At 60.3% G+C, this 16,879-nt stretch carries 16 protein-coding genes; 1 reads left to right on the top strand and 15 read right to left on the bottom strand.

Annotation, left to right across the window (positions count from 1 at the left end; translation table 11 throughout):
- Window positions 1-3: 3 nt before the first annotated feature.
- The 6 genes from POF45_RS09930 to POF45_RS09905 all read right to left on the bottom strand — a co-directional run bounded on the left by POF45_RS09930 (window position 4) and on the right by POF45_RS09905 (window position 7,467).
- Window positions 4-1,395, bottom strand: a complete 1,392-nt coding sequence (locus POF45_RS09930; RefSeq protein ID WP_259496264.1) for a sigma-54-dependent transcriptional regulator — start codon at window positions 1,393-1,395, stop codon at window positions 4-6.
- Window positions 1,385-3,157, bottom strand: a complete 1,773-nt coding sequence (locus tag POF45_RS09925) for a sensor histidine kinase (RefSeq protein WP_259496263.1) — start codon at window positions 3,155-3,157, stop codon at window positions 1,385-1,387. The genes POF45_RS09930 and POF45_RS09925 overlap by 11 nt, the downstream gene beginning before the upstream one ends.
- Complete coding sequence (locus POF45_RS09920; protein WP_282315592.1) at window positions 3,154-4,281, bottom strand: GNAT family N-acetyltransferase; 1,128 nt, start codon at window positions 4,279-4,281, stop codon at window positions 3,154-3,156. Before POF45_RS09920 ends, POF45_RS09925 begins: the two co-directional genes overlap by 4 nt.
- Before the next feature lie 204 nt (window positions 4,282-4,485).
- Window positions 4,486-5,364 (bottom strand): alpha/beta hydrolase, encoded by an 879-nt coding sequence (locus tag POF45_RS09915; RefSeq protein WP_259496260.1) that lies wholly within the window; start codon window positions 5,362-5,364, stop codon window positions 4,486-4,488.
- Window positions 5,361-6,755: an aspartate aminotransferase family protein gene (locus tag POF45_RS09910; protein ID WP_259496258.1), complete on the bottom strand. Its 1,395-nt coding sequence runs from the start codon at window positions 6,753-6,755 to the stop codon at window positions 5,361-5,363. Before POF45_RS09910 ends, POF45_RS09915 begins: the two co-directional genes overlap by 4 nt.
- The gene (locus tag POF45_RS09905) at window positions 6,748-7,467 is read right to left on the bottom strand and encodes an HAD-IB family phosphatase (protein ID WP_259496256.1); all 720 of its coding nucleotides are present in this window, start codon (window positions 7,465-7,467) and stop codon (window positions 6,748-6,750) included. Before POF45_RS09905 ends, POF45_RS09910 begins: the two co-directional genes overlap by 8 nt.
- Before the next feature lie 231 nt (window positions 7,468-7,698).
- Here POF45_RS09905 and POF45_RS09900 point away from each other — a divergent pair, with 231 nt between their 5' ends.
- Window positions 7,699-8,451 carry a MipA/OmpV family protein gene (locus POF45_RS09900; RefSeq protein ID WP_259496254.1) on the top strand — a complete coding sequence of 251 codons (753 nt, stop codon included), beginning with the start codon at window positions 7,699-7,701 and terminating at the stop codon, window positions 8,449-8,451.
- Window positions 8,452-8,513: 62 nt separating this feature from the next.
- Here the strand turns inward: POF45_RS09900 and POF45_RS09895 are convergent, their stop codons facing one another.
- The 9 genes from POF45_RS09895 to POF45_RS09855 all read right to left on the bottom strand — a co-directional run bounded on the left by POF45_RS09895 (window position 8,514) and on the right by POF45_RS09855 (window position 16,535).
- Window positions 8,514-8,897 carry a DMT family transporter gene (locus tag POF45_RS09895; RefSeq protein ID WP_282315591.1) on the bottom strand — a complete coding sequence of 128 codons (384 nt, stop codon included), beginning with the start codon at window positions 8,895-8,897 and terminating at the stop codon, window positions 8,514-8,516.
- A 31-nt stretch (window positions 8,898-8,928) separates the two neighbouring features.
- Window positions 8,929-9,303, bottom strand: coding sequence for a DMT family transporter (locus tag POF45_RS09890; RefSeq protein ID WP_259496251.1), 375 nt, complete (start codon window positions 9,301-9,303; stop codon window positions 8,929-8,931).
- A gap of 231 nt (window positions 9,304-9,534) precedes the next feature.
- Complete coding sequence (locus POF45_RS09885) at window positions 9,535-9,864, bottom strand: GlpM family protein (protein WP_282316028.1); 330 nt, start codon at window positions 9,862-9,864, stop codon at window positions 9,535-9,537.
- A gap of 8 nt (window positions 9,865-9,872) precedes the next feature.
- A complete protein-coding gene (aauR, locus tag POF45_RS09880) occupies window positions 9,873-11,201 on the bottom strand; it encodes a two-component response regulator AauR (RefSeq protein ID WP_282315590.1) in 1,329 nt (442 codons plus the stop codon).
- Window positions 11,198-13,099 carry a two-component sensor histidine kinase AauS gene (gene aauS / locus POF45_RS09875; RefSeq protein ID WP_259496249.1) on the bottom strand — a complete coding sequence of 634 codons (1,902 nt, stop codon included), beginning with the start codon at window positions 13,097-13,099 and terminating at the stop codon, window positions 11,198-11,200. The genes aauR and aauS overlap by 4 nt, the downstream gene beginning before the upstream one ends.
- A gap of 179 nt (window positions 13,100-13,278) precedes the next feature.
- On the bottom strand, window positions 13,279-14,013 hold the full coding sequence (locus tag POF45_RS09870) for an amino acid ABC transporter ATP-binding protein (RefSeq protein ID WP_007916729.1): 735 nt from the start codon (window positions 14,011-14,013) through the stop codon (window positions 13,279-13,281).
- Window positions 14,010-14,681 (bottom strand): ABC transporter permease subunit, encoded by a 672-nt coding sequence (locus tag POF45_RS09865; protein ID WP_259496246.1) that lies wholly within the window; start codon window positions 14,679-14,681, stop codon window positions 14,010-14,012. Before POF45_RS09865 ends, POF45_RS09870 begins: the two co-directional genes overlap by 4 nt.
- Window positions 14,681-15,427, bottom strand: a complete 747-nt coding sequence (locus tag POF45_RS09860) for an amino acid ABC transporter permease (protein ID WP_259496245.1) — start codon at window positions 15,425-15,427, stop codon at window positions 14,681-14,683. The genes POF45_RS09865 and POF45_RS09860 overlap by 1 nt, the downstream gene beginning before the upstream one ends.
- Window positions 15,428-15,620: 193 nt before the next feature.
- The gene (locus tag POF45_RS09855) at window positions 15,621-16,535 is read right to left on the bottom strand and encodes a glutamate/aspartate ABC transporter substrate-binding protein (protein WP_259496243.1); all 915 of its coding nucleotides are present in this window, start codon (window positions 16,533-16,535) and stop codon (window positions 15,621-15,623) included.
- Window positions 16,536-16,879: the final 344 nt, after the last annotated feature.

Genomic DNA, 16,879 nt, shown 5'->3' with positions numbered 1-16,879 from the left:
CGATCAGCGGACAATCTTGTCCACATGAATGCCCAGCTTCTTCAGCCGATACCAGAAGCTGCGCTCGGAAATCCCGATCAGTTGCGCAGCTGCAGCCTGTACGCCGTTGCTCTGTTGCAGCGCCGCGAGGATGTAGGTCTTTTCGACTTCCGCCAGCGCCGCTTCCAGGTCTGCCGGCACGCCGTTGACGTCGCTGGTCAGGGCGCTACTGTCAGCCGGTTGTGAGGCGAACAGGTAGGCTGGCAGGTCTTGCTCTTCGATCACCGTGCCCGAGGCGACAATGGTCGCCCGCTCCACGCAGTTTTGCAGCTCTCGAATATTGCCCGGCCACGAGTAACTGGCCATGGCCTGCAACGCCTCGGGGCTGAAACCGCTGAAGCGTTTACCGGCGGCGCTGCCCAGTGTGTTGGCGAAATGCCGGGCCAGCGGGGCGATGTCTTCGAGCCGTTCGCGCAGGGCCGGCAACGGAATCGGGAACACGTTGAGGCGGTAATACAGGTCTTCGCGAAACTCCTTGTTGGCCACCGCGTCCAGCAGGTTTTTGTTGGTGGCGGCGATAACCCGCACATCGACCTTGCGTTCCCGCGGATCGCCCACTGGCTCGATGATTCGCTCCTGCAGGGCACGCAGGATTTTCGCCTGCAAGGCCAAGGGCATTTCGCCGATTTCATCGAGAAACAGCGTGCCCTTGTCGGCTTGCTGAAAACGCCCGATCCGGTCCGATACCGCGCCGGTGAAGGCGCCTTTGCGGTGGCCGAACATCTCGCTTTCCAGCAGCCCCTCGGGAATCGCCGCGCAGTTGACCGCGACAAAGGGTTTGTCGGCGCGATTGCCATGCTTATGGATGGCCCGGGCGACCATTTCCTTGCCGGTGCCGCTCTCGCCGGTGAGCAAGATGGTCGCGTTGCTTTCGCGCACCGAATCCACCGCTTGCAACACCTGCCGAAAACTCGGGCTATCGCCCACCAGGCTGTCGATCTGCTGGTGTTCGTCGAGTTCGGCGCGCATGCGCTGGTTGTCTTTGAGGATGTCGCGAAATTGCAGGGCCTTGCTGACGGTGATGTCCAGCTCATCAATGTCGAACGGCTTGGCGATGTAGTCGAAGGCACCGTTGCGCATCGATTGCACGGCGTTTTTCACCGTGCTGTAGGCGGTCATGACAATCACGGGCAACTGCGGGAAGCGGTTTTTGATTTCCGCCAGCAGTTGCGGACCGTCCATGCCGGGCATGCGCCAGTCACTGATCACCAGATCAATGTCTTCGGCCTCCAGCACTTTGAGCGCGTGCAGGCCGTTGCTGGCAGTGAAGACGGTGATGTCGTTCTGGCTCAGGGCCGATGCCAGCAGGTCACAGAGCTTGGGCTCGTCGTCGACCACCAGTATGTTATGCGTCATCGCTGCCCTCATCGAAGTCTTCGCCATGGGCCGGAATGTACAGGCTGAACGTGGCGCCGGCATCTTTTTCGCTGATGCATTCGATACGCCCGTCGTGGTTTTCCATGATCGAAAAGACTTTGGCCAGGCCCAGGCCGGTGCCCGAGGCCTTGGTGGTGACGAACGGTGTGAAGATGCGTTCCAGCATATCGGCTTCGATGCCCTGGCCGGTGTCTGTCACACCGATAATGGTGTAAGTGGTGTCGTTGCGGATCGACAGGGTCAGCCGCCCGCCATCGGGCATGGCATCGATGGCGTTGACGATCAGGTTCAGTCCGGCCTGTTTGAGCTGCCGGGCGTCGGCGTAAATCGTCGCGCCGGGCGCCTGATCGTCGATGCGCACGTCAATGTTGTGGCTGGCCAGTTCCGGGGCGCAGAAGCCGACCAGTTCATCCACCAGCGTGCGCGCCGGTTGGGTGGAGCGCATCGGTGCACTGGGTTTGGCGAAGTCGAGGAACTCGGTGATCAGGTCGTTGATCCGGCTGACTTCGCTGACCACGTATTCCAGATGACGTTTGTCGGTTTCCGGCAAGTCGGCCCGGCGATGCAACAGCTGCGTGGCGGTCTTGATGATGCCCAGCGGGTTGCGGATTTCATGGGCCAGGCCCATGGCCACTTCACCCAAGGCGTGCAGGCGATCGCGGCGGCGCAGTTGGGATTCCAGATTCTGCAGTTCCTCCAGACGCTCGCTCATGTGGTTGAAGGTGCTGCTCAGTTCCGCCAGTTCGTCGCCACCGGTGACCGGCAGACGCTGTCGATAATCGCCGGCAATCACCGCCTGCACGCCATTGGAGAGACCGCGCAACGGCTTGGTCAGGCGCTGGGAGACCAGCCAGCCAACTGCCAGCGAGGCCGCCGAGCTGAGGATGAAAATCAGGATGAACAGGTTGCTCTGGTTCACCAGCCCGACCAGGCTGGTATTGCGCCGCAGACCGCTGAAGATCACGCCCTGCAATTCTCCGCTTTCGCTGAGGATCGGCCGGTAGATGCCACTGTAGCGACTGGTGAATTGTTCGGTCGGCTGGTGGGTGGTACTGAGGATTTGTTGAATTTTTTCCGGCACGACCGCCGGGTGGTCTTCGAAGCGCTGGGTAGAGAAAATCTCTGAAAAACGATCGCCCTTGGCCAGGTACAGGCGCAGGTCCAGAGAGTGCACATCGGCCACGCTGGTGAGAAAACTGCTGTCCAGATAGGTGGCGATCACCAGTTTGTAGTCAACGCCAGCCTGTTCGGTGGCAAAGGTCGAGACCACGGTGCCGGTGGCAATACCGCTGAGTTGCAGGGTTTGCAACACGGCTTTGGGGGCGGTGCTGATCTGGCGCACGATATCGTCGGCGGCGGTGCTGAATACCACTTTGTTGTCGCTGTCGCGGATCAGTGCCACCACGTCTATGCCCATGGAATCGGCGATGTCAGTGGTCAGCTTGTCGTGTTTGGCCGACTGGCGGTCGGTGGGCGGGCGCGTATAACGCAGGAACAGCTGCGCGACCCGGGCGTTGTCGCGCAGGATCTCGGTGATTTCGTCCTGGACGATCTTGGTCGATTCCTGCAGCCAGATCCGCACGTTGCTGTCGAAAATCTGCGACAGGGTGGTGGCGGCCAGTTCGGCGGCGATCATGGTCGGGATCACACTGACCAGCCAGAACGCCAACACCAGTTTGCGTTGCAGGCTCCAGCCGGAAAGGGCAAAAGGTCGGGCTTTGGTGCGGTGGTCTTTGATCATCGGGTTTCGCTTATCGCAGCAGCCATGACGGGGGCGGATCGGTCCGCTCGAATCAACACTTTCACCACGCGCAACAGCGTATCAAGCGCCGGGTTGCGATGGCGGAAAAACAGGGTATTACCGGTCAACGAACAACCCAGGTGCCGCGTGTTGGCGTCAGTGGCCTTGCCACTGGCGTAGATCGCGATCCGGTGTTCAATACAGTAGCTGACATTGACCAGCCAGCGCCGCAGCGGCCAGTGCTGATCCACCGTACGTGACTGATCATGGGCGAACAGTTTGTCCACCAGTCGTTGTTTGTCCAGCATGACCAGATTGAACGCCACCAGCTCGTCGCCGACCCAGTACAGCACACAGACCACGCGGCTATCGAGGTGTTCAAACAGCTGTTGAAACCAGGCCGGCGGCAGGCGTTGTGCTGACTGTTTGCGCTGGGCCAGGCTGGTTTCATACAGCGCCATCATGCGCGGCAGTACATCCTCGACAGAACGCCGCCATTCGACGCGCGGGCCTTGGCCGCGCAGCAGGCGACGCAGGTCTCTGCGGGTGGTGTTGTCCAGGCTGCCCAGATAGGCGTCGACGGAGCCGAAGGCCACCGACAGTTCGGCATCGGGTCGCTCGGGCAGGCTTTGCAGGCCGGCTTCGCGGCAGGTTTGCAGCCATTGTGGATCACGGTCAGAGGCATCCTTGACCGCCAACAGCCCGATCCCGGCATGATCGGCATCAGACCTGGCCAGGCTCAGCAGTTGGTCCAGCAGTGCCGGGCGCCGGGACGGGTCAATGGAGGGGGCGGTCGCCACCTGAGAGCCATGGGTCAATGGTGCGCCGAGTACGTACGTGCGCACCTCGAACAAGCCCGGCCACCATTGACGCAGCTGTTGGCAGATGCGCCTGCCCAATCCCTGCGCGCGAGTGTCCAGCGAATAGGCGGTGATGAACGCCACTGCCGCCGCAATCAACACGTCGTCTTCATACAGCGCCAGGTAGCGCCACTGAAAATCGGTGATCCCGGCCTGTTCAACGCAGCGATAGTAATCCCAGTCCTGCGGCCCATCGGCGAAGCAATCATTCCAGGCGCAGCGGTCGATGGCCTCGATGGTCGAGAAGGCAAGGGCAGTGATCACGTTCTTTCCTTGGATTTCTGTGGCTATCTACACGTCTTTTGATCGCTGGAAAACATGAGGAACAGACGCAATCCCTGTGGGAGCGGGCTTGCTCGCGAAAGCGTGGTGTCAGTCAACATCAACGTCGCTGACATACCGCTTTCGCGAGCAAGTCCGCTCCCACGGGGGGAGTCAGCCTGTCATCAAGCATTGTGTACTCAACCATTACGCCAGCTGCCGATACTCTTCGCGCAGGGGTTGTGGGGTGGCGCGTTGTTGCATGAAACGCTGTTCGATGAAGTCCACGCTCAGTTCAATCACGCGGCGGTACTGCAGGTCGACGGTGATCATGTGATAGCAGTCGTCCAGCAGCACCTTGACCACGGGGCCGCCGAGTTTGCGTTCGACGTAATCGGCGTTCCAGCGGCTGGTGATGTCGTCTTCGATGGAGTGCAGCACCAACGCCGGTGTGGTGATCGACGGCATGCATTTTTTCACCACGGCGTTGAGCCGGTGCAGTTCGCGCACGGTGACGCCTTCCATGGTCAGCAAGCCGGCCTGGCTGCTTTCGCCTTCTTTCATCTGGCGTTCGACGATGGCTCGCAGGCGCTCATTCTTGATGCCGTAGGGCGGTTTTTCTTCGAAGCTGCACAGGTGCACGCCGAACGGGATTTTCATCAGCAACGGCGTAAGGAACGCCAGCTTGTTGATGCTCCAGCCGTCGTAGCGCAGGGTGGTCGAATACAGCAGCAAGCCTTCGATCTGCCCCGGATGTTCGGCAGCCATGTACATCGACAGCACTGCGCCCATGGACAAGCCACCGACGTAGACTTTTTCGTGCTTGCGGCGCACGCCGGTGAAGGTGTTACGCGCGCTTTCATACCAGTCGCGCCAGCCGGTGGCTTGCAGGTCGGCGTTGCCCCCGCAGTGCCCGGCCAGGGTCGGCACATACACCGTGTGCCCGGCTTTCGCCAGGCCCATGGCCACCCGACGGAGTTCCGTCGGGGTGCCGGTGAGGCCGTGGATCAACAACACCGCGACCTCCCCTGTGCCGAGAACGAAACCGGCGTTGCCTTCGCCCATATCGATCTCGTCGTGGATCATCTTTTCATGGCCCGATCAAGCAGACGGTCGAGCAGAGCGATACCGAGGTCGATTTCCGGGTAGCTGATTTCCAGCGACGGTGCCAGGGTGATCACGTTCTTGTAGTAACCGCCCACGTCGAGGATCAGACCCAGACGTTTGCCGTCGATTTCGATGTCGCCTTTCATGCCTTCGTCGACCATGAAATCCAGGGTTGCCTTGTCCGGTGTGAAGCCGTCCGGGCCGCAGATTTCACAGCGCAGTGCCAGGCCCAGGCCATCGACGTCGCCGATGATCGGGTAGCGTTTCTGCAGGTCTTTCAGGCCTTCGAGGAAGTACTTGCCCTTGGCCATGACCATCGCGCCGTAATCGACTTCGCTGGTCATCTTGAACATTTCCAGACCTACCGCAGTACCCAACGGGTTGGAGGCGAAGGTGGAGTGAGTCGAACCTGGCGGGAAGATTTTCGGGTTGATCAGTTCTTCTTTGGCCCAGATGCCGCCCAGCGGGTTGAGGCCGTTGGTCAGTGCTTTGCCGAAGACGATCACGTCCGGCTTGACGTCGAAGTGCTCGATCGACCACAGCTTGCCGGTGCGCCAGAAGCCCATCTGGATTTCGTCGACGACCATCAGGATGCCGTGCTGATCCAGCACTTGCTTGAGTTCGCTGTAGAAGTTCATTGGCGGAATCACGTAGCCGCCGGTGCCCTGGATCGGCTCGACGTAGAAGGCTGCGTATTCGCACTGGTTGGTTTTCGGGTCCCAGACGCCGTTGTATTCGGTCTCGAACAGGCGAGCGAAATTCTTCACGCACTGGCTGCCGTATTCTTCTTTGGTCATGCCTTTCGGGCCGCGGAAGTGGTACGGGAACGGGATGAAGTTGGCACGCTCGCCGAAGTGGCCGTAGCGGCGACGATAGCGGAAGCTGGAGGTGATCGACGAAGCACCGAGGGTACGGCCGTGGTAGCCGCCTTCGAAGGCGAACATCAGGCTCTTGCCGTTGGAAGCGTTACGCACGACTTTCAACGAATCTTCGATGGACTGCGAACCGCCGACGTTGAAGTGCACGCGACCGTCGAGGCCGAACTTCTTCTTGGCATCGACCGCGATCATTTCCGAGAGCTCGATCTTGCCTTTGTGCAAGTACTGGCTGGCGATCTGCGGCAGGGTGTCGATCTGCTGTTTCAGCGCGTTGTTCAGGCGCGGGTTGGCGTAACCGAAGTTGACGGCCGAGTACCACATTTGCAGGTCGAGGTAAGCCTGGTCTTCGGTGTCCCAGACGTAGGAACCTTCGCAGCGGCTGAAGATGCGCGGCGGATCGATGTAGTGAACGGTGTCGCCGTAGGAGCAATATTTGGCTTCTTTGTCCAGAAGAATCTGGTCTTCCGGGGTAGCAATTCGAATATCAGACATGATGGAAGAGTTCCTGGTTTTGAGTCGAAAGTTCGGAGGATTCAAGAGCGAAAGCGGTGGCGTTGGCGGCGCGGCCGGTAGGCAGCGCGGCGAGCAGGGCCGGCAGTTCAGCGAAATTGTCGAAGCGCGCATACGGGATGGCGTTGCGCTCGCAGTACTCGGCCAGACGGTCTTTGGCAAACACGAAGTCGGCGGTGGACGCCACGCACATGTCGGACTGGCCATCGCCAATCACCAGCACCCGCTTGGACTTGGGTGTGGATTTGCATTTGCAGTTGCCGGACGCAGCGCGGCAGGCATCGCTTGAATACGGAAAGTCGATGCGCCAGCTCTCGTGATCGAGTTGACGCAGGCGGTTGGCGAGGATCGGCAGCAGGGTGACGTAGTTGCGTGCCAGGATCCGCGCGATGCCTTGTTCGATGCCGTCGCTGACCACTTCCAGCGAGGCGCCGAGGCCGATCACGTGATCGACGAAGTCGGGGAAATCCGGATCAATGTCGATGCTGTCGAAGAATTCAAGCAATTGGGTCGGTGTGGCCTTGACCAGCGAAAGCTGGCGGCTGAGGCATTCACGGGAACCGATGTCACCGGCCAGCCATTCGTTTTCGATCGCTTCCCAGCTCGGGTCGGCGAAACGCTGGAGAATGCTGTCGATCACGTCGGTGCGGGTGATGGTCCCGTCGAAATCACACACAATGTGCCAGTCAATCATCTGTATTACCTACTTCTGTCGAGACAGTGCTCAGGGCGCGCTGTTTGCGCTTGCGAAGGGGTAGAGCAGGGACTGTGCCAAGTACCGATGGCCCCGTATTGGCGGGGGTGATGCGGTGTTTGTATCAAATCAAGCTACAATTTTTGTAGGTTGCTACAAACAACATGAGTGCTTGCGCGACGGGGGGCATCTGGGGATTGATGCGCGCATGTTCAGATAAGGAATCGCCTCATGAAGAGGATCACTTGCGCTGTATTTTTTGCGCTGACCGGGCTATCGGCCTGTGCCATGGCCGACGGCATTACCGGTGAAGCGGGCCTGGGGCTCAGCTATCAGCCCCATGACCCGACGGGCAGTCGCACCGAAGTCCGGCCCATCCCCTACCTCGACCTGGACTGGGGCGACGTCAGCCTCAGTACCGATGACGGCCTGACCTGGAGCGCGCTCAAGAGCAATGGTTTCAGCGCCGGCCCGTTCCTCAATTACCTGCCGGGACGCACCGCCAACGGCAGTCTGCAAGGCTTTCACGACGTGCCGGATATGGGCGTGGTCGGTGGCTTTGTTCAGTATGCCCCGGCTGACTTCTGGCGGCTGTTTGCCTCCTTGGGCCAGACCGTCGGCGGGTTGGAAGGTATTGTGGGACGCCTGGGTGGCGAGCTGGGTTATCCGCTGGGCGCAGGCGTGATCGGTAGCAGTGAATTGACCGCACACTTTGCCGATGCGCAGCAGAATCAGGCGTTTTTTGGCGTCAGTAACCATGCCTCGCGCAATAGCGGCATTGCCCGGTACAACGCCAGCGGCGGCTTTCAGAACGTGACGCTGACTCAGAGTTTCGAGTTTCCCCTGGCCGACAATTGGTCGTTGCTGACCAGCGTCAGCTGGATTCATCTGACCGGCTCGGCGGCGGACAGCAGCCTGGTCAAGCAGGAAGGCCATGAAGATCAGGGCGAAGCGCAGGTAGCGATTGCCTATAAGTTTCATTGATCTGAACAGGTGAACGTAAAACCTGTGGGATTGTGTGAATTGACAAGAATTGGGGAGAGGCCTCAGGCCTGCTCCCCCTCGGCCAGCAACGCAATCCCGCCAATGATCACCGCAACACCCAGCCAGTGCAGGGCGCTGATCTGCTCGCCCAACCCCAGCCATGACCCCAGCAACACCCCCACAAATACCAGCGAACTGAGCGGAAACGCCAGCGACAGGCTGCTGCGGCGCAAGATCAGCATCCAGACAAAAAACGCGCCGATGCCACAACCCACCGCCAACAACACGCCGGGATCGACCGCCACCGATTGCAGCCATTGCAGGGAGAAACTCATTTGCCCCAGTTGATCGCCGCCGACTTTGGTTGCGATCTGCCCGGCGCTTTCCAGAATGATCAGCAGCGCCCACAGCACCACTGTGCCCAGTCGCCCGTGCAGCCAATCCATCGAGTTGTTCCTTTTGATCGTCAATTGAGCCTCAGGCATGGCCGGCACACACGAGCATCACGCCCGCCGTAATCACCAGGGTGGCGAGCCAGCGCCGACGGCTGACGGTTTCGCCCAGCACCACCTTGCCTGCCAGCACCACGCCGCAATAGGCCAGGGCCCCGGCGGGGAACAACAGACTCAGCGGTGCACGGGACAGCGCTTCGAGCCAGACGAAGAACTCCAGCGCATAGGCGCCGATGCCAGCCCACAGCAGCGGCGCGTTAAACACCTGGCCCCAGAATGCGTTCAGCCGAAAGCCGCCTTCCAGTTCCGGCAAACGGTCCAGGCCGAGTTTGAAGCAGAGCTGGCCAATGACGTCCAGCACGATGGAAAACGCGACGAGCAGGATAACGGTCAAGGTCATGGGTGTCGGCCCTCGATCAGGGCCTGAGCGGTCGGGAAAATATTCAACGTCAGGTTTACCCTTGGCAGATCCTCCCGCACACCGGGAAGGCTTTGAGGGGCAAATGCAAGGGCCGGGCCAGCTGTCTGTAATGCTGAGATCCAATGTGGGAGCGAGCCTGCTCGCGAAGGCGGTGGGTCAATCAGCAATGATGTCGCCTGACACTCGGCCTTCGCGAGTAGGGGGTGGTGGTCAGGCTTGAAAGCGCAGCCAGACCGTGACGAGCACCGTCGCCGCCATCAACCACGCCACCGCCGCCACCGCCAGCGACGCCTCCAGCCGCATCCGGTCGACCATCACATACAAGGTCGCCAGGTAGATGAAGTACGGAATGATCGACCACATGCCAAACACGATGGTGGTTTTCAGGTCATCCAGCGAACGGCCCTTGCCAACGATGTAATGGGCAATCAGCGCAAAGGTCGGGAACAGCGGCACCAGCCCGGCGATGTAATAGTTTTTGGTCTTCGCCAGCGCGGCGAGGATCAGCACCACTGCCGCACCCAGGGCGGCCTTTATAATCAGGTCCATCAGTGACTCAGCCCGTACTTCTTCACTTTGTCGAACAGCGTGGTCTTGGCCATGCCCAGTTCCAGGCTGGCCTGGGTCAGGTTGCCGCCACTGCGTTGCAGGGCATCGCTGAGCAGGTTGCGTTCAAAGGCTTCCACCGCTTCGGCAAAGGCAAGACCGTGATTGCTGCCGCTGGCGCCGGTTTTTTTGAACGCCGGCAGGCCGAGGGCGAAGCGTTCGGCGACGTTGCGCAGCTCGCGCACGTTACCCGGCCAGTCGTGGCTCATCAGGTGCGACAGGGTCTGGTTATCCAGCTCCGGTACTGCACGGTCGAAACGTAGCGAAGACTGCTGCAGGAAATGTTCGAACAGTTGCAGGATGTCCTCGCGACGTTCGCGCAGTGGCGGCAGTTCCAGGGTCACGACGTTGAGGCGGTAATACAGGTCGCTGCGAAACTCGCCGCTGCGGCTCGACTCGTCCAGATCGGATTTGGTCGCCGCAATCACCCGGCAATCCACCGCCACGCTCTGGTTCGAACCGAGACGTTCGAGGGTGCGTTCCTGCAACACCCGCAGCAGTTTTATCTGCAACGGCAGCGGCATGCTTTCCACTTCATCGAGAAACAGCGTGCCGCCGTCCGCATGTTCGATTTTGCCGATCCGCCGCTTGCCGGCGCCGGTGAAAGCGTTGGCTTCGTGGCCGAAGATTTCGCTTTCGAACAGGTTTTCCGGCAGGCCGCCGCAGTTGAGCGCGACGAACGGTCGGGTGTGCCGCCGGCTGAAATCGTGCAGGCAACGGGCGACCAGTTCCTTGCCGGTACCGGTTTCCCCTTCAATCAGCACGTTCGCCGAGGTATCGGCGACGTTGGCGATCAATTCGCGCAGGTTCTGCATGGCCGGCGAGCGTCCGATGATCCGCCCTTCAAGTGAATCACGCTCCGCCAACTGACGACGCAACGACGACACTTCGCGCGCCAGACTGCGCTGCTCCAGGGCGCGGCGGGCAACATCCACCAGGCGTTCCGGGGAGAAGGGTTTCTCCATGAAATCGTAGGCGCCTTTGTGCATCGCGCCAACGGCCATGGAAATGTCGCCGTGGCCGGTGATCAGCACCACGGGCAGGCTGCGATCCCGGGCCTTGAGGCGGGTCAGCAGTTCCAGGCCATCGATGCCCGGCAGGCGGATGTCGCTGATGACGATGCCGGCAAAGTTGTCGCCGACCCGCTCCAGCGCTTCTTCGGCACTGCCGACGCCGATGCAGGGAATGTCTTCGAGGGTCAGCGCCTGCTGGCAGCCGAGCAGGACATGGGGATCGTCTTCGACAATCAGCACACTAAGGTCGTTGTTCATATTGGCTCGGCGGGAGTGGGGCTTACCAACGGTAAACTGAGGACGAAGGTGGTGCCGCCGCTGGCCGGGTGTTCGACACCCAGATGCCCGCCGGCGGCGGCGGCGAGGCTGGCCGAGAGGGTCAGGCCGAGGCCCAGGCCCTGAGCGCCGGGTTTGGTGGTGAAAAACGGCTCGAACAGGTGCTTGCGCGCGTGCGCATCAATGCCGTGGCCGTTGTCGCGCACGCGCAGGCGATACTTGCCGTCGAACTCGTCGCCTTCCAGCCACAGCTCCGGCAGCGGCTGCGACTGCATGGCGTCGAGGGCGTTGCTGATCAGGTTGACCAGAATCTGCTCCAGCCGTGTCTGGCTGATCCGTACCTGCACATCGGCGAATTCACGATGCCGTTTCATTTGATTGTTATCGATGCGACTGCCCAGCAATTGCAGGGCCGCGTCCACGGCCTTGCCGAGACTGGCCTGGCCCTGATCATCGCCGCGGCGGGCGAAGGAGCGCAGGCTGGCGGTGATCCGGCCCATGCGGTCAATCAGTTCGTTGATGGTCTTGAGGTTGGTACTGGCCACGTCCAGTTGCCCGCGCTCCAGAAAACGCACGGTGTTGCCGGACAACGTGCGCAGCGCCGCCAATGGCTGGTTCAGTTCATGGGCGATGCTGGTGGACATCTGGCCGATGGCCGCGAGTTTGCCAGCCTGCACCAGTTCATCCTGGGCACGACGCAGGGTTTCTTCAGCTTGCCGGCGTTCGCGGATCTGGCTCTTGAGTCGCTCGTTACTGGCCCGCAGGTCGGTGGTGCGTTCGGTAATCCGACGTTCAAGCTGGCTGTTGGCTTCCTGCAAGGCTTCGCGGGCGGCGAGGCGGGTAGCGATCACTTTGCGCCGCTCGTTCCAGGCAATCAGCAGAAACGCCACCAGCGCGAAGGCCACGGCGACCAGAATGCCTTGATTGATCGCTTCACGGCGCAAGTCTGCCAGTGGCGTGAGCAGGGTGAAATTCCATGGGGTGTCGCTCAGGGGCCGGGTCTGGGCCAGGTAACTGATGTCCTGTTCATCGGACGCCACTTCGCTGTTGGCGGGAAAGGTCAGTTTCTCCACGCCTTCGGCCAGGGTCTCCCGGGCCAGCGGTTCCAGTTCGTTGAGCGGGAACCAGTAGTACTGCAGGCTGCGGGCGAGTTTTTCCTTGGTGTCGTCGCTCAATGGCACCACGGATTTGAGCCGCCGCGCCGGATCACTGGACAGAATGATGATGCCGTTTTCGTCGCTGACAAAGGCCTCCAGACGCGCCCGCTGCCAGCGTTCTTCCATGGCTTCGAGGCGCACCTTGACCACGGCGACGCCAATGATCTTGCCGTGCTCTTCCAGGCCGTGGCCCAGGTAGTAACCGGGCTCGCCGTTGGTGCTGCCAATGCCGTAGAAACGCCCGGGCTGACCGCGAACGGCGTCCTGGAAATAGGCTCGGAAAGACAGATCTTCGCCCAGGTAACTGTCGACATCGCGCCAGTTGCTGGTGGCGACCACGCGGCCCGTGGTGTCCATTACATAGATAGCCCGACTGCGGCTGCGCCGGTTCAAGCCTTCAAGGTAATCGTTGACCGCTTGACGGTTCTCCGGGGACGGGTCGTCCAGGAGCCTGGACACGCTGGATTCGAGTTCCAGCAGGCTGGGCAGATAAGTGTATTTGCTGATCTCGCTCTCGACGGCGCGGGCATGCAGTTCTAGCTGACGCTGGCCGTTCTCGCTGAGGCTGCGAATGCCATAGTGTTCACTGGTCCAGAAGCCGACGTAACCCAGTCCGATCATCAGGGCGATGATCAGCGGCGGCAGGAGCAGGTGGCGAATCAGACGGGGTTTCACGGCGAGTGATGGCGGCGCGGCGCAATAGAGGGTGGGGTCGCATTTCATCACAGATGCCTTGGGTCAACCACAACACTTGATCGCGAGCCACCGCCGGCCCCTGTGGGAGCGAGCTTGCTCGCGATGAGGCCTTTACAGTCAACATTGATGTTGAATGTCAGTGCGCTATCGCGAGCAAGCTTGCTCCCACAGGGGATTGGTGCGGTATCGAGCACGTGACGGGTGCCTTAGTGCTGCAAAATCTTCTCAAGGAAGTGCTGCGCACGCTCGGAACGGGCGCTGATGTCGCCGAAGAATTCCTCTTTCGGGCAGTCTTCGATGATCTTGCCGGCGTCCATGAAAATCACTCGGTCGGCCACTTTACGAGCGAAGCCCATTTCGTGGGTCACGCACATCATGGTCATGCCTTCGTGGGCCAGCTGCACCATCACGTCGAGCACTTCGTTGACCATTTCCGGGTCCAGCGCCGAGGTCGGTTCGTCGAACAACATGACGATCGGGTCCATCGCCAGCGCACGGGCAATTGCCACACGCTGTTGCTGACCACCGGAAAGCTGGCCAGGGTGCTTGTGCGCGTGGGCGGACAGGCCGACGCGCTCCAGCAGTTGCAGGCCCTTTTTGGTGGCTTCTTCCTTGCTGCGGCCCAACACCTTGATCTGCGCGATGGTCAGGTTTTCGGTGATGGTCAGGTGCGGGAACAGTTCGAAATGCTGGAACACCATGCCGACACGCGAACGCAGTTTTGGCAGGTTGGTCTTCGGGTCGGCAATGGACGTGCCGTCGACCACGATGTCGCCTTTCTGGAACGGCTCCAGTGCGTTCACGCATTTGATCAGCGTGGATTTGCCCGAGCCCGACGGGCCGCAGACCACAATCACTTCGCCTTTCTTGACCTCGGTGCTGCAATCAGTCAGTACCTGGAAGTCGCCATACCACTTGTTGATGTTCTTGATAGAGATCATACGGCAAACCTTTTTTGCAGACGCTTGACCAGCAGCGAGGCGGCAAAGCTGATTGTGAAGTACACGAGACCTGCGAAGATCAGGAACTCATTGGAGCGGCCGATGATGTCGCCACTGGCCCGCGAAGCATTGAGGAAGTCCACCAGGCCGACGGTGTAGACCAGCGAGGTGTCCTGAAACAGGATGATGCTTTGTTGCAGCAGCAGCGGCGTCATCTTGCGAAACGCCTGGGGCAGGATGATCAACCGCATCATCTGGCCGTAGGTCATGCCCAGTGCCTGGGCGGCGCCCATCTGGCCCTTGGGAATCGACTGCACACCGGCGCGGACGATTTCGCAGAAGTACGCCGCTTCGAACATCATGAAGGCCACGATGCACGAGGTGAACGCGCCGATCGGCGTGTCTTCACCGGTAATCCAGCGCAGCACGAACGGCACCGCCAGGTAGAACCAGGTGATTACCAGCAGCAGCGGGATCGAGCGGAAATAGTTCACGTAGGCGCCGGCCAGCCGCGACAGCAGCTTGCTCGACGACAGGCGCATCAGCGCCAGGATGGTGCCCAGGACCAACCCGCCGACGACGCCCAGCGCCATCAGTTGCAGGGTCATGACCATGCCGTTCCACAAGCCGGGCAGGGAGGGAATAATGCCGCTGAAATCGAATTCCATCATTTACCCCCTACGGAGATCAGGCCCGGTACGGCAACTTTCTTCTCGACCAGGCGCATCAGCAGCATCAGGCTCATGTTCAGGGTGAAGTAGATCAGCGTGGCCAGGGTGAAGGCCTCGAACAGGTTGGCCGAGAACTCGGCGGTCTGTTTGGTCTGCGCGAGCAGCTCCATCAGGCCGATCAGGGACGCCACGGAGGAGTTCTTGAAGACGTTGAGGAATTCCGAGGTGAGTGGCGGAATGATGATCCGGTAGGCTTGGGGCAGCAGCACGTTCCAGTAGATCTGCGGCAGCTTGAAGCCCATGGCGCGAGCGGCGGATTCCTGGCCGCGAGGCAAGGCCTGGATGCCGGTGCGCACTTGCTCACAAACGCGCGCGGCGGTGAACAGGCCCAGGCACACGACGACGCTCAGGTAGGCCGAAGTGGTCGGGTTCAGGTCCTGTTTGTACCAGTCCTGCAGGTTTTGCGGCAGCAGATCGGGCACCAGGAAGTACCAGATGAACAGCTGAACCAGCAGCGGCACGTTACGAAACAGTTCGACGTAGCAGGTCGCGATGCCCGATACGATGCGGTTCGGCACGGTGCGCATGACGCCCAGAATAGAGCCCAGCAGCAACGCGACAATCCAGGCCACGACGGCGATGGCAATGGTCCAGCCAAGCCCCGAGATGAACCAGTCGAGATACGTCTCGCTGCCCACGCCGGTGGACTTGAAGAACACGCCCCAGTCCCAGTTGTAATTCATTAGGGTCTCCCCTCGGATCGATCAGAGTACAAGTGCCCGCCTGGGGAAGCTCCATTCCCGCCCGACCTTGAGAGTCAGGCACACCCGATCGGCTCGACAGCCACCGGTTCGAGTGTTTTCCAAAAATATGCCAGCAGGGAGTGACAATCCCGGAAAGGGCAGCGGCCTTTTCCGGGATAAGGTTAGTCAGTAATCAGGACTTCTTGTCGTCAGCCGCTTTGTCGGTCGGATTGGCGATCAGGGCCTTGAGCTCGTCGCTCATCGGGAACATCAGGTTCAAGCCTTTTGGCGGGATTGGCTGGGTGAACCACTTGGCGTAGATATTGTTGATCTCGCCCGATTTGTAGGTAGCGACGATGGCGTCGTCCACAGCCTTCTTGAACGGTTCGTCACCCTTGCGGACCATGCAGCCGTAGATTTCGTAGGACTGTGGAGTGCCGGTTACGGCCCAGTCGGTCGGTTTCTTGGCCTTGGCCATTTCACCGGCCAGCAAGGCGTCGTCCATCATGAAGGCAACAGCGCGGCCCGATTCCAGCATCTGGAACGACTCGCCGTGGTCTTTGGCGGAGATGACGTTCATGCCCATCTGCTTGTCGGCGTTCATCGACTTGAGGATGCGCTCGGACGTGGTACCGGCGGTGGTCACGACGTTCTTGCCCTTGAGGTCGGCGAAGTCTTTGTAGGTCGAGTCCTTTTTGGACAGCAGGCGCGTACCGATTTCGAAGATGCCGACGGAGAAGTCAACTTGCTGCTGACGTTCGACGTTGTTGGTGGTGGAGCCGCATTCGACGTCCACGGTGCCGTTCTGCACCAGCGGGATACGGGTTTGCGAGGTCACCAGGTTGTATTTGACCTGGAGGTTCGGCAGGTCGAGGTCTTTTTTGATCGCTTCGACGATGGCCAACTGGATATCGTGAGAGTAGCCAACCGGTTTGCCGGTGGCGTCCGCAATGTAGGAGAACGGAATGGAGGCGTCACGATGCCCGAGGGTGATGGTGTTGGATTCTTTGATTTTCTTCAGTGTGCCGGTCAGTTCGGCAGCGAAAACTGGCGTGCTGATCAGAGCGGCAGCAATGGCTGCGCCCAGGATATGGGGAACGATGCGCATCAAATTTTCCTCGACATTGTTTTTTTTATGGAGCCAGTTCGTCGGCCCTTTTGTGCTTCGAATGCCTGACGGCTCCTGAAGTATTGGCGCGGCAGGCATTCGTCGGAGGAGTGTAGAGCATGAGTCGTGCCAGGCAGGGCTGCACTCGTTAGTACATTGATTTATAAGGAGATTAAATATTTAAGACGCTGGTTTTGGTGCCTGGGTAGTCCGGTTAACCGAATGAGTAGGGTGGCCGCGTTCGGAAATCCGAATGAAATCTTGATGGAGGACCCCTAATCCCCTGTGGGAGCGAGCTTGCTCGCGATGAGGCCATGAAATTCAGCATTGATGGTGCCTGACAG

Source organism: Pseudomonas fungipugnans, from assembly GCF_029955235.1.
In the GTDB taxonomy this organism is placed as follows: Bacteria; Pseudomonadota; Gammaproteobacteria; order Pseudomonadales; family Pseudomonadaceae; genus Aquipseudomonas; species Aquipseudomonas fungipugnans.
The sequence above is the reverse complement of the archived record's forward strand: the minus strand, read 5'-3'. Positions and strand labels throughout refer to the sequence as shown.